15 protein-coding genes are annotated in these 12,127 nt (G+C 66.2%); 8 read left to right on the forward strand and 7 right to left on the reverse strand.

The window, feature by feature from the left end:
* Positions 1-7: 7 nt before the first annotated feature.
* Together I8N54_RS18115 and I8N54_RS18120 are read left to right on the forward strand one after the other, a co-directional pair.
* Positions 8-754 carry a sugar phosphate isomerase/epimerase family protein gene (locus I8N54_RS18115; protein WP_140195305.1) on the forward strand — a complete coding sequence of 249 codons (747 nt, stop codon included), beginning with the start codon at positions 8-10 and terminating at the stop codon, positions 752-754.
* A gap of 12 nt (positions 755-766) precedes the next feature.
* Complete coding sequence (locus tag I8N54_RS18120) at positions 767-1,885, forward strand: Gfo/Idh/MocA family protein (RefSeq protein WP_140195303.1); 1,119 nt, start codon at positions 767-769, stop codon at positions 1,883-1,885.
* Positions 1,886-1,918: 33 nt separating this feature from the next.
* Here I8N54_RS18120 and I8N54_RS18125 read toward each other — a convergent pair whose 3' ends face one another.
* The 5 genes from I8N54_RS18125 to I8N54_RS18145 form a co-directional block, all read right to left on the reverse strand.
* Complete coding sequence (locus tag I8N54_RS18125; RefSeq protein WP_197097581.1) at positions 1,919-2,686, reverse strand: hypothetical protein; 768 nt, start codon at positions 2,684-2,686, stop codon at positions 1,919-1,921.
* A gap of 68 nt (positions 2,687-2,754) precedes the next feature.
* Positions 2,755-2,967, reverse strand: a complete 213-nt coding sequence (locus I8N54_RS18130; RefSeq protein ID WP_140195299.1) for a hypervirulence associated TUDOR domain-containing protein — start codon at positions 2,965-2,967, stop codon at positions 2,755-2,757.
* Positions 2,968-3,008: 41 nt separating this feature from the next.
* Complete coding sequence (gene rlmN, locus I8N54_RS18135) at positions 3,009-4,196, reverse strand: 23S rRNA (adenine(2503)-C(2))-methyltransferase RlmN (protein ID WP_140195297.1); 1,188 nt, start codon at positions 4,194-4,196, stop codon at positions 3,009-3,011.
* A gap of 98 nt (positions 4,197-4,294) precedes the next feature.
* Complete coding sequence (locus I8N54_RS18140) at positions 4,295-4,801, reverse strand: hypothetical protein (protein WP_140195295.1); 507 nt, start codon at positions 4,799-4,801, stop codon at positions 4,295-4,297.
* Positions 4,802-4,824: 23 nt separating this feature from the next.
* Positions 4,825-5,352, reverse strand: coding sequence for an invasion associated locus B family protein (locus I8N54_RS18145; protein ID WP_140195293.1), 528 nt, complete (start codon positions 5,350-5,352; stop codon positions 4,825-4,827).
* Between the two features lie 195 nt (positions 5,353-5,547).
* Between I8N54_RS18145 and I8N54_RS18150 the strand changes: the two genes are divergently transcribed.
* The 6 genes from I8N54_RS18150 to I8N54_RS18175 all read left to right on the forward strand — a co-directional run bounded on the left by I8N54_RS18150 (position 5,548) and on the right by I8N54_RS18175 (position 10,323).
* Complete coding sequence (locus I8N54_RS18150) at positions 5,548-6,510, forward strand: asparaginase (protein WP_140195291.1); 963 nt, start codon at positions 5,548-5,550, stop codon at positions 6,508-6,510.
* A gap of 4 nt (positions 6,511-6,514) precedes the next feature.
* Positions 6,515-7,447, forward strand: coding sequence for an AEC family transporter (locus tag I8N54_RS18155; protein ID WP_140195289.1), 933 nt, complete (start codon positions 6,515-6,517; stop codon positions 7,445-7,447).
* Between the two features lie 66 nt (positions 7,448-7,513).
* Positions 7,514-8,344: an S-formylglutathione hydrolase gene (fghA, locus tag I8N54_RS18160; protein ID WP_140195287.1), complete on the forward strand. Its 831-nt coding sequence runs from the start codon at positions 7,514-7,516 to the stop codon at positions 8,342-8,344.
* A gap of 10 nt (positions 8,345-8,354) precedes the next feature.
* A complete protein-coding gene (locus I8N54_RS18165) occupies positions 8,355-8,807 on the forward strand; it encodes a YaiI/YqxD family protein (RefSeq protein WP_140195285.1) in 453 nt (150 codons plus the stop codon).
* Positions 8,804-9,424 carry an HAD-IA family hydrolase gene (locus I8N54_RS18170; RefSeq protein WP_140195283.1) on the forward strand — a complete coding sequence of 207 codons (621 nt, stop codon included), beginning with the start codon at positions 8,804-8,806 and terminating at the stop codon, positions 9,422-9,424. Before I8N54_RS18165 ends, I8N54_RS18170 begins: the two co-directional genes overlap by 4 nt.
* Entirely contained in the window at positions 9,421-10,323 is a 903-nt protein-coding gene (locus I8N54_RS18175; RefSeq protein ID WP_140195281.1) for an ornithine cyclodeaminase family protein, read from the forward strand. Before I8N54_RS18170 ends, I8N54_RS18175 begins: the two co-directional genes overlap by 4 nt.
* Here the strand turns inward: I8N54_RS18175 and I8N54_RS18180 are convergent.
* Positions 10,320-11,555, reverse strand: coding sequence for an MFS transporter (locus I8N54_RS18180; protein ID WP_140195279.1), 1,236 nt, complete (start codon positions 11,553-11,555; stop codon positions 10,320-10,322). The genes I8N54_RS18175 and I8N54_RS18180 overlap by 4 nt on opposite strands.
* Before the next feature lie 97 nt (positions 11,556-11,652).
* Positions 11,653-12,123 (reverse strand): 23S rRNA (pseudouridine(1915)-N(3))-methyltransferase RlmH, encoded by a 471-nt coding sequence (gene rlmH / locus I8N54_RS18185; protein ID WP_140195277.1) that lies wholly within the window; start codon positions 12,121-12,123, stop codon positions 11,653-11,655.
* Between the last annotated feature and the right edge of the window lie 4 nt (positions 12,124-12,127).

Here is a 12,127-nt window from a genome sequence, read left to right on the forward strand (position 1 = left end):
TCGATACATGACGACCATTTCCTACCAGCTCTACTGCTCGCGCAACTTCCCGCCGCTCGAGGACACGCTGTCCATGCTGGCCGGGCTCGGCTTCAAGGAAGTCGAAGGCTGGGGCGGCCAGTACGACGATCCGGTCCGGCTTCGCGAACTGTGCGACGCAGCCGGCGTGACGATGACGACCGGTCACATGGGTCTCGCCATGCTCGAGGATACTCCCGAGAAAGCCGTGACCACCGCCAAGACGATGGGCATGAAGGCCGTCATGGTCCCCGCCATCGGGCCGGACGAGCGCAACATGGACGCCGCCGGCTGGGAAGCCTTCGGCAAGCGCCTCGCCGAGGCCGGCAAGCCGATCCTCGACGCCGGGCTGAAGTTCGGCTGGCACAACCATGATTTCGAGTTCAAGGACCTCGGCGGCTCCGACCTGCCGCTGGACCTGATCGCCGCCGGCAGTGACGATATCTCGCTCGAGCTCGACCTCGGCTGGACGAAGCGTGCCGGCAAGGACCCGATCGAGTGGATCGACAAGTATGCCGACCGGATCATCGCGGTTCACGTCAAGGACATCGCCCCCGAGGGCGAGAACGCGGACGAGGACGGCTGGGCCGACGTCGGGCACGGCGTCATGGACTGGGCGGCGCTGAACAAGCACCTGCAGTCCAAGGGCATCACCCACTACGTGCTCGAACATGACAATCCCTCCGACCACGAGCGGTTCGCCCGCCGGTCGATGGAAACCCTCAAGTCCCTCTGAAGGAAGCAGACCATGGATAAGCTAGGAGTCGGCATCATCGGCGCCGGCAACATCTCCGGTGCGTACCTGCGGCTTGGTCCGCTGTTCAAGGCGCTCGAGATGAAGGCGGTAGCCGACATCAACACCGACGCGGCCGCCGCCAAGGCGGAAGAATACGGGGTCGAGGCGCTCTCGGTCGAGGACATGCTGGCGCGCGACGACATCCATGTCGTCGTGAACCTCACGATCCCGGCCGTGCACTACCAGGTGAGCCACAACATCCTCGCCGCCGGCAAGCATGCCTATTCGGAGAAGCCGCTGGTCCTCACGCTCGAGGAAGGCGAGGCTCTGAAGAAGTTCGCCGCCGAGCAGGGCCTGCGGGTCGGCTCCGCGCCGGACACGTTCCTCGGCGGGGCGCACCAGCTGGCCCGTGCGGCGATCGACGAGGGCCTCGTCGGTCGCATCGTGGGCGGCACGGCGCATGTCATGTCGCACGGCATGGAAGCGTGGCACCCCAACCCTGACTTCTTCTTCCAACCGGGCGCCGGTCCGGTGCTGGACGTCGGTCCCTACTATGTCACCAACCTGATCCAGCTGATCGGGCCGGTGAAGCGGGTCACCGCTTTCGCCTCCGCGACCTTCCCGACGCGCACCATCGGCTCCGGCCCGCGCGAGGGGGAGACGGTGCCGGTCGACACGCCGACGAACATCCACTCCGTTCTGGAGTTCGAGAACGGTGCGATCGTCAGCCACGGCGCCAGCTGGGACGTCTGGTCCCACGGCCATTCGCCGATGGAGCTTTATGGCGAGAACGGCTCGATCTACGTGCCCGACCCGAACTTCTTCGGCGGCGCGGTCGAGGTCACGGGTCCCGACAAGGATCGCCGGGTTCTGGAAGAGCGCGGCCACCCGTTCGGCATCCCGAACCAGGAAGAGCGCGCGAACTATCGCTGCGCGGGTCTCGCCGACATGGCGCAGGGCATCGCGGACGGGCGCAAGCACCGCTGCGACATCGACCTTGCCGTGCATGCCGTGGATGTCATGACGTCGATTCTGAAGGCGGCCGAGAGCGGTGAAGTCATCACACTGTCGACGACCTGCGAGCGTCCCGCCGCACTGTCGCCGGAAGAAGCCACCGCGCTCATGGCGTGACCTATCGATGACCTCGGCCCATACGGGCCGAGGTCACTTGCCGAGTGCGTCCCACTCGGCCTGGAACACCCGGAGCTTCGCGCTCAGGTTCTTGCGGGCGACGTCGCCGCCGGGACCCTGCGGTAGGGCTGCGAGCGCCTGCCGCGATTCCGAAATCCGCTGTGCCAGCGCGGTCCGCCGCACGCCCCGGTTCGCATCCGATCGGGACGGTACGAAGAAGGTCGGCTGCATTGTCCGCAGTCGCGGATCGGCTTCGAAGATCCGATCGAGCGCGTCCTGATCGTGGATCGCCCGGATCTCGCTGTGAAACAGGACTCGGTTTGGCAGGCAGAGGTAACCGGCAAGGTCTTCCGTACGGTTGCGCAACAGAACGACCGAAAAATCGAGGTGATGGCGGACGACGTAGCTCGTCGCTTCCTGCAGCGGCGCAAAGCTTTCGAGCGGGAGGGTCTTGTGCGGCAGGTTCACCAGCCGCGACACCCCGGCGAGCACCTGGTTGATGTCGTCGGCGCCAGTGGCGGTGATGAAACGGCTCGCCATGTTGCGGGTCGCCGCCTCATTGCGGTTCAGCACACCGTTGGAAGACGCTTTGGAGACGAAGAAGATCAGCGCGTTCGGCAGCGGGATGGCGCCCTTGTCGGTCGCCTGCGCCAGCATCCGACCTTCAGTGCCGTTCCATGACCAAAGATCGCGATCCGCTTCCTTCGCGAAGAGCGGGTCGCGCATCACTGCGGTGACCGTCATTTCCGGGACCGGATGTACTTCAAATTCGACCGCGCCGATCTTCAGTCTGCCTGCCATCGCGTATTCCCCGCCTGTCGAAGCCTTTCAGCCCCGATAGCCGCTATCGTGGGAAACGAAAAGCGCTGTCAGGCGCTGCGCAGCTCGGAGTCGGATTTCAGCACTTCGTCGCCGTCGTCCTGCTTGATGAGGTAGGCGGGGCTGCCCTCGCTGGCGTTCCGCGTGATCTCGCTGCCGTTGATCTTGCGGGTAATTTTCCGGGTGTAGACCTTCTCGACCTTGCCCGTGCCTTCGCCGTCGCCCCACTTCCAGGCGACGGTCTGACCTTGCTTGTACGACATGATGCGTCTTCCTTTCGACTACATCACGACAACCCGACCTCTTACGGCGCGGTTCCGGCCTCGGCGCGGGGTCGGCGGGCCTTGCGTTCACGTTCGCTTGCAGACTTGAGCTGACCGCAGGCGGCCGAGATATCCTCACCCCGGGGGGTGCGGATCGGGGAGGCGTAGCCGGCCTTGTAGACGATGTCGGCGAACGCCTTGATCCGCTTCCAGTCGGAGCGTTCGTACGGAGCGCCGGGCCATTCGTTGAAGGGGATCAGGTTGATCTTGGCGGGGATGCCCTCGATCAGCTTCACGAGCCGGCGCGCGTCTGCGTCGCTGTCGTTGATGTCCTTCAGCATCACGTATTCGAACGTGATCCGTTCGGAGTTGGACACCTTCGGATAGGTGCGCAGCGCATCGAGAAGATCGGCGATCGGCCATTTCTTGTTGATCGGGACCAGCTTGTTGCGCACCTCGTCCGTTGTTGCGTGGAACGACACGGCGAGCATGCAGCCGATCTCTTCGGCACAGCGGGCGATTTCCGGCACGACGCCGGAGGTCGACAGCGTGATCCGACGGCGCGACAAGGCGATGCCCTCACCGTCCATCGCGATCTTCATGGCGTCGCGCACAGCGTCGAAATTGTAGAGCGGCTCGCCCATGCCCATCAGGACGATGTTGGACAGCAGGCGTGTCTCGTCCTTGGGCGCCTTCTGCTTCGGCCATTCGCCGAGGTCGTCGCGCACCAGCATGACCTGCCCGACGATCTCGCCCGGTGTCAGGTTGCGGACGAGCCGCTGTGTGCCGGTGTGACAGAAGGAACAGGTGAGCGTGCAGCCGACCTGGCTCGAGATGCAGAGCGTGCCGCGATCCTCTTCGGGGATGTAGACCGTCTCGACCTCGTGGCCGCCGGCGATCCGGACGAGGTACTTGCGCGTGCCGTCGTTGGAGACCTGCTTGCTGACCACGGTGGGCAGCTCGATGCAGAACTTCTCGGCCAGCATGGCGCGGTAGTCCTTGGCGAGGTTCGTCATCTCGGCGAAGTCGCGGACGCCCCAGTAATAGACCCACTGCCAGAGCTGGTTCAGGCGCATCTTCACCTGCTTCTCCGGCGTGCCGGCTTCGAGCAGGGCCGCCTTCATCTGGTCCCGCGTCAGTCCGACGAGGTTCACACGACCATCCTCCCCTTCCGGCAGCTTGCGCGGAATGGTCAGAACGTCCTGGGTGATGGGTGCCTCGGCAGCCATGGTCTCTCCAACGGGTAAGGGGTCAGACCGGGCTCATATAGGAATTCGGCCCGAACTCAAAAGGAATCCGGGACCGAAAAGCCTGATTCAGCCTTGAATCAGCCGCCGCAGCGGCTTGCCGCCTCGTCCACGGCCGGCCCGAACCCGGCGAGCGAGAAGAAATGGACGACCACCGTCCCGCGGGACGAGCTCGACGACAGCCGGAGCTCGTCGGCGCCGCGCATGGCCGAGACGAGCGCCGCGTCGGCGTCCGGATCGGCGGGCCAGGCCCAGATGTCATCGGTGAAGAGCTGCGACTGGCTGTTGCCGACGGTCGCCTCGACCGTGCCGTCTTCCTCGAACGGGAACCCGCCGAGGTAAGCGACCTGCCCCTCCGCGCCTTCGCCGGGGCGATAGACGACGGTGAGGTAGGGCTCGTCCGTGTTGGCCGTGACCTCCGTCCCGTCACGGAAGTACTGCGCGCGGGTGGGGGAGGAGATCGCCATGCACTCGCTCTCGTCGTCGGCGACGTAGACGAACCAGTCGGTGTCCGCGGCCTCCTGAGCGAAGGCCGGGGTCGAAAGGGTCATTGCGGCAAGCGCGGCCGCATGCAGGGCGATCTTCATGGTCGTTGTGTCCTCTGACGTGTTCAGCTGCAGCGGCGCTGCGCCTCGTCCACGGCGGCGGTGAAGCCGAGCAGCGAGAACTGGTCGACCGTCTGGTTGCCGCGACCGGAGCGCGCGCGAAGCGTCGCCTCGGCACCGCGCTTCATGGCCGCGATGATGCGCGCATCGTCATCCGGCGTCGCCGGCCATGCCCATTCGCCTTCGGTGAACAGCTCGAACGCCGTATCGCCGATGCTGAGGGTGACTGTCGACCCGCCCGCGAAGGGGTAACCGCCGGTGAAGGTCACCTGGCCGTTCACGCCAGCACCGGGCCGGTAGAATACGAACAAAAGAATATCGCCACGGCGACCGTCGGTCGCGTTGCCGTTGCTGTCGAGGAGAGCGGTCTCTTTCGGGGCCGAGACGCCCCAGCACTCTCTCGGGTCGTCCTCAACGAACACACTCCAGTCGGTGTCCGCTGCAACCCGGTTCGACGATTCCTGAGCCCATGCCGACGACGCGGCCAATGCGGCCACGGTCAGGCACGCGCCACGCAGAAATCCTGAAATCATTCCTGCAGCCTCCTAGCTGTCCTTGCCTCTGGGTTTCCCGCCGCTCCGAAGGCGCGTTCTTGCGGCACCTTTTCGGCTGGCAGGCATCGGTTCAAGCCGATAGCCATGAACCTAGCAATAAATCGCCAAGGTGGAAAAGCCCCGAACGCTCACGCTGTCGTGGGCCATTTCCACCTGAAAACAGGAAAATGCGACATGGTCGGCGACGAAACGCTTGTCGAACTCACACGTGGCGGGCGCCTCGAGAGCGCGCATCGCGGGCATGCGGTGGTCGTGGATGCCTCGGGACAGATCATCGAATCCTGGGGCGATCCGGAGTTGCTGATGTATCCCCGGTCCTCCTGCAAGATGATCCAGGCCCTGCCCCTCGCCGAAAGCGGCGTTTCCCTGACCACCGAGCAATTCGCCCTGTCCTGCGCGAGTCACCGGGGCGCCGCGATCCACACCGAGCGGGTGAATCGCTGGCTCGACGAGCTCGGCATGAGCGACGACGATTTCCGCTGCGGGCCGCAAATGCCGAACGACCGGGATGCGCGTTACGCGATCATCCGCTCAGGCGAGCAGCCGTGCCAGGTTCACAACAACTGCTCCGGGAAGCACGCCGGGTTCCTGACCATGACGAAGCACATCGGTGCAGGCCCGGAATACGTGGAGCCCGATCATCCGCTGCAGCGCGCGATCCGCACCGCGTTCGAGGAGGTGACGAAAGAGGTGACGCCGGGCTACGGGATCGACGGCTGCTCTGCCCCGAACTTCGCCTGCACCCTCACCGGGCTGGCCCGCGCCATGGCGACTTTTGCCGCCGCCGGCACGGGAAGCAGCGCGCGCGACAAGGCCATGGTCACGCTGCGAGAGGCGATGATGACGCACCCCGAGCTGATCTCGGGCGAAGACGGGGCCTGCACCGCCCTGATGCGCGCCGCCGCTGGCAAGGCCGCGATCAAGGACGGCGCGGAAGGGGTCTACACCGCGATCTTGCCGGAAAAGGGTATCGGCATCGCGCTGAAGATCACCGACGGTGCCGGGCGCGCCGCGGAGTGCGCGATTGCCGCGATCCTCGCGCGGCATGGGGTCATCCCGGACACCCACCCGCTGATCTCGCAAACCCTGACGAACCGCCGGGATATCGACGTCGGAACACTGCGGGCGGTCATCTGACCTGATGCTCCCCGTCTTTCTGGAGACGCTGCCGTTCTTCGCGGTCATCGCGCTCGGCTACCTGTCGGGACGGAGCGGCTTCTTCTCGCCCGAGGCGACGGCCTACCTCACCAAGTTCGTCTTCTACTTCGCGCTGTCGGCGATGCTGCTGCGCTTTTCGGTGAACCTGAAACTGGGCGAAGTCTTTTCGTGGGACTTCGTGATCGCCTACCTGGTCGGGAGCGTCTTCGTCTACGTGGTTGCCACGGTGGTCGCGATGCTGCGCAACCGCGGGATCGAGGAGGCGGCCGTGGAGTCGCAATGTGCCGTGATCGGCAACGTCGGCTTCCTGGGCATCCCCATGCTGGCGATGCTGATGGGCGAGGATGCCGTTGGCTACATCATGCTCGTGCTCGCGGTCGACCTCATCATTTTCGGGTCGCTGATCGTCATCCTCATCACCGGGGCTAGGGACGGGCGGATGTCTCCGGCGATCCTCGGGACGGTCGGACTCGGGCTGCTGAAGAACCCGATGATCGTGTCGATCGCGATCGGGCTATCGGTCTCCGGGTTCGGCCTTCCGGTGCCGGCGCCGGTAAACTCCTTCCTTGTGCTGCTCGGCTCCGCTGCGACGCCGGGGGCACTGTTCGCCATCGGCGCCTCGCTCGCCACCAAGTCGGCGGAGCGGCTGGCCGTCGCCGGCTGGCTGAGCTTCGCCAAGCTCGTCCTGCATCCCGCCGCCGTCACCGTCTGCGCGCTGTTCCTGTTCGACGTGCCGCCTTACGGTGCCGCGGTGATGATCGCCGCGGCGAGCCTGCCGGTCGCCGGCAACGTCTACATCCTCGCCCAGCATTACGGGGTCGCACCGCAGCGGGTCTCGGCCTCCATCCTGATCTCGACGGCGGTCAGCGTGGTCACGGTCTCTGCCGTGATCGCGTGGGTGATGCAGATGACCTGACCGGGCCGCATTGCCCCCACTCCCACCGTTCGGCATGGTGCCGGCGACCTGAACCGGAGGACCGACATGGAAACCAAGTCCGAGAACCGCTGTTTCGGCGGCCTGCAGGGGGTCTATTCGCACCCCTCCAAGTCCACCGGGACCGAAATGACCTTCGGCCTGTTCCTGCCGGAGGAGGCGAACGACGGCCCGGTGCCGGTGCTGTGGTTCCTGTCGGGGCTGACTTGCACGCACGAGAACGCGATGACCAAGGCGGGCGCGCAGGCGTTTGCCTCGGAATACGGGATTGCGCTTTGCTTTCCAGACACCTCGCCGCGCGGTGACGACGTGGCGGATGACGAGGCCTACGACCTGGGAAAGGGCGCGGGCTTCTACGTGAACGCGACCGAAAAGCCTTGGGCCCCGCACTTCCGCATGTGGGACTACGTCGCCGAGGAACTGCCGGAACTGCTGGGCAAGTCCTTCCCGATCGACCTCGACCGGCAGGCGATCACCGGGCATTCGATGGGCGGCCATGGCGCGCTGACGCTGGCGATGGGCCTGCCGGGGCGGTTCCGCTCGGTCTCGGCCTTCGCGCCGATCTGCAGCCCGACGCAAAGTGACTGGGGCACCAAGCAGCTGGGCGCCTACCTCGGGCCGGACAAGTCGACCTGGGCTGCCCACGACGCGACCCTGCTGATGCAGGATCGTGGCCTCGACGCGCCGCTGTTGATCGACACCGGGACCGACGACCAGTTCGGCGACCTGCTGAAGACCGAGGCGCTGGCCTCCGCCATCGCGACGCGGCGCCAGCCGGCGACGTTGCGGATGCAGAAGGGCTACGATCACAGCTACTTCTTCGTCTCGACCTTCATTCCCGACCACCTCGACTTCCACGCCGAAGCGCTGTTCGCATGAGGCCGCAGCGGTGATCTACGTCGATGCCGACGCCTGCCCGGTGAAGACCGAGGTGGAGAAGGTCGCCACCCGCCACCGGGCGAAGGTCGCGGTCGTGTCGAACGGCGGCATCCGGCCCTCCGCCAATCCGCTGCTCGAGACGGTGATCGTGCCCGACGGCCCCGACGAGGCCGACAAGTGGATCGCCGAACGGGCCGGGCCGGGCGACGTGGTCATCACCGGCGACATTCCCCTCGCCGCGAAGGTGGTGGAAGCCGGCGCGCGCGTGCTGAAGCACAATGGCGAGGCGCTGACGGCAGCCAACATCGGCAACGTCCTCGCCACGCGCGATCTGATGGCCGACCTGCGCGCCGCCGATCCGTTCCGGCAGGGCGGCGGAAAGGGCTTCTCCAAGGCCGACCGGTCCCGATTCCTCGACGCGCTGGAGCGCGTGCTGCAATCCCTCAAGAGAGAAACGCCATGAGTGTGAACGCCGTCATCTTCGACATCGGCAACGTGCTGATCGAATGGAACCCGGAACGCTACTTCGACCGGGCCGTGGGCGAGGCCCGGCGCCGCGAGATGTTCGAGGCGCTCGACCTGCACGGGATGAACGACAAGGTCGACATGGGGCAGAACTTCACCGACACGGTGACGGCCTTCGCCGAGGAGAACCCGGCGTTCGCCGAAGAGATCATGCTCTGGCACGACAACTGGATCGAGATGGCTTCCCCGGCCATCGACCACTCCGTCCGGCTTCTGCGCGCGCTCCGGCGGCGCAAGGTGCCGGTGTTCGCACTGTCGAACTTCGGTGTGCAGACCTTCGAGATCGGGGAGCTGCACTACCCGTTCCTCGAGGAATTCGACAAACGCTTCATCTCGGGCCACATGGGCGTCATCAAGCCCGATCCCCGCATCTACGAGATGGTCGAAGAGGACGCCGGCTTCGCACCGGGCACGCTTCTGTTCACTGACGACCGCCCCGACAACATCGCCGCCGCGCGGGCGCGTGACTGGCAGGTTCACCTGTTCGACGGCCCCGCCGGCCTTGCCGCGCGGCTGGTCGAGGAGAGACTGCTGACCGAGGGGGAAGCCGCATGAGCCGGGTCATTTCGTTCGATGAGGGCGACCGCGCGCTCGACTGGCTCGCCCTGACGGACGCGCTGGCGGCGGGGCACAAGCTACCGCGCGCCGAGATCGAGGACGTGTTCCTGTACCGCGATCCGGACACGCTGCTGAACCGCTCCGCCTGGATCGAGGGGCTGGGGCTACTGGTCAAATGCGCGACGATCTTCCCAGGCAACCCGGCGAAGGGCACGCCGATGATCAATGGCGCGGTGAACCTGTTCTCGGACGGGGACGGCACGCTGCTGGCCGTGGTCGATTTCCACCTCGTGACGAAGTGGAAGACGGCGGGCGACTCACTGCTCGCCGCGCGCCGCCTCGCCCCGCCGAAGGTGGCGGACATCCTGATCGTCGGCGCCGGAACGGTTGGGCACAGCCTGCGCGCCGCCTATGGCGCGGCGTTCCCCGATGCGCGCTTCACGGTCTGGAACCGCACAAGCGACAAGGCGGAGGCCTTCGCGGCGGAGCATGATGACACGCACGCGGTCACCGACCTCGCCGACGCGGTGCACGCCGCCGACATCGTGACCTCGGCGACCATGTCCTCCGAGCCAATCATTAAGGGGGAGTGGCTGCGCCCGGGGCAGCACCTCGATCTTATCGGGGCCTACCGGCCCGACATGCGGGAAGCCGACGACGCGGCGCTTACGCGGGCGCGGATTTTCGTCGATAGCCGAGAAACGGTCGTCTCGCACATCGGAGAGTTGAAGGACCCGATCGCCCGCGGCGTGATCGCAGACGGCGATGTGGTCGCCGATTACTATGAGCTCGACAACTTCCGCCGCGACCCTGATGACATCACGTTGTTCAAGAACGGCGGGGGTGCGCACCTCGACCTGATGACGGCGCGGCACATCCTCGACTCGGTCGGTTAGGCGGGAACGGCAACCGGCGTCCGGTTCTCGCGGATCGGCAGGTGGACGATCGCCGAGAAGGCTCCGACCGCGACGCCGACCCACCAGACGGCGTTGTAAGAGCCGTAGAGGTCGTACATCCGGCCGCCGAGCCAGACGCCGAGGAACCCGCCGATCTGGTGCGACAGGAACACGATGCCGTAGAGCGTCCCCATGTAGCGGATGCCATAGAGGTGCGCGACGAGGCCGCTGGTCAGCGGAACAGTGGCGAGCCACAGCGAGCCCATCACGACGGAAAAGATCAGCACGCTCGTCGGCGTCATCGGCAGCAGGATGAAGGCCGAGGCGGCGATGGTCCGGGCGGTGTAGATGCCGGCCAGCAGGTACTTCTTGGTGAAGCGCTTGCCGGCCCATCCGGCCGTGAGCGTGCCGGCGATGTTGGCGAGGCCGATCACCGCGATCGCGACGGCGCCGAGCGCGCTGGTCGTCGTGACCCCGAGCGAGTGCAGCAGGCTCCCGGACGCGATGTTGCCGCAGGCCTCTGCCACGAAGGCGGGGAAGTGCGCGGTGATGAAGGCCAGCTGATAACCGCAGGAGAAGAAACCGACGAAGATGAAGGTATAGGACGGATCGCGGAGGGCGCGGCGCAGGATGGTGCCCATGCTCTCTTCCAGTTCCGCCTTGCTGACGGCGGGCGCGCGCATCATCGGCAGTACGAGCAGCGTGGCGAGGATGGACGCGGCGAAGACCATGAAGACGCCCTGCCATGACATCATGCCGAGCAGGTATTCCGCGACCGGCGGGCCGAAGACCTGCCCCGCCGAGCCGGCGGCGGTCACGATGGCCAGCGACATGGAGCGGTTCTCGGCGCTTGCCGCGCGGCCGACGACGGCCAGGATCACGCCGAAACCGGTGCCCGCAATGCCGAAGCCGACGAGCACCTCGTAGACCTGATGGGCGAGGGGGCTGGTCGCGCCGGCCGACAGGATGAGGCCGGCGGCATACATGAGCGCGCCCATGACGATCGCCTTGCGATCGCCGATCTTCTCGGCGATGGCGCCGAAGATCGGCTGACCGATCCCCCAGGCGAGGTTCTGGATCGCGATGGCGAGGCTGAACTCTGCGCGCGGCCAGCCGAATTCCTCGGCGATCGGGATCTGGAAAACACCAAAGGCGGCCCGGATCGAGAACCCGATCATGATGACGAGACAACCGGCGACGAGAACCGGGGTGATCAGGCGTGACTGGCTCATGGACAGGTTTTGCGCCCGGTCCGACGTGCGGTCAATCGCGTTGGCGTGATGTCAGGTATTTCCGGTGGTGATGGCGGGTGCGCATCGAGCGCGCACCCTACGCGCGGTGATAGGGAGAGCCGGCGAGGATCGTGGCGGCGCGATAGAGCTGTTCGGTCAGCATCACGCGGGCCAACATATGCGGCCAGACCATCTTGCCGAACGACAGGGCCGCGTCGGCGTCCGCCCTGAGGCCCGGGTCGATGCCGTCGGCCCCGCCGATCACGAAGGCCACCTCGGGCCGGCCCTCGTCCCGCCAGCCAGCCAGCCGCTCGGCGAAGGCGGGCGACGTCATCACCTTGCCGCGCTCGTCGAGGCAGCAGATCACGGCACCGTCGGTAATGGATTTGCGGAGCAGAGCCGCCTCGGCGGACATGCCGCCGCCCTTGCGGTCATCGACTTCCCGAAGGTCGCACGGACCGAGGCCGAGAGGCCGGCCCGTCCGGTCGAACCGTTTCAGGTAATCGTCGACAAGCTCGCGCTCGGGACCGGCGCGCAGCCGGCCCACGGCGCAGACGGAAACGCGCAAGAGT

It is taken from the genome of Pelagovum pacificum, assembly GCF_016134045.1.
In the GTDB taxonomy this organism is placed as follows: domain Bacteria; phylum Pseudomonadota; class Alphaproteobacteria; order Rhodobacterales; family Rhodobacteraceae; genus Oceanicola; species Oceanicola pacificus_A.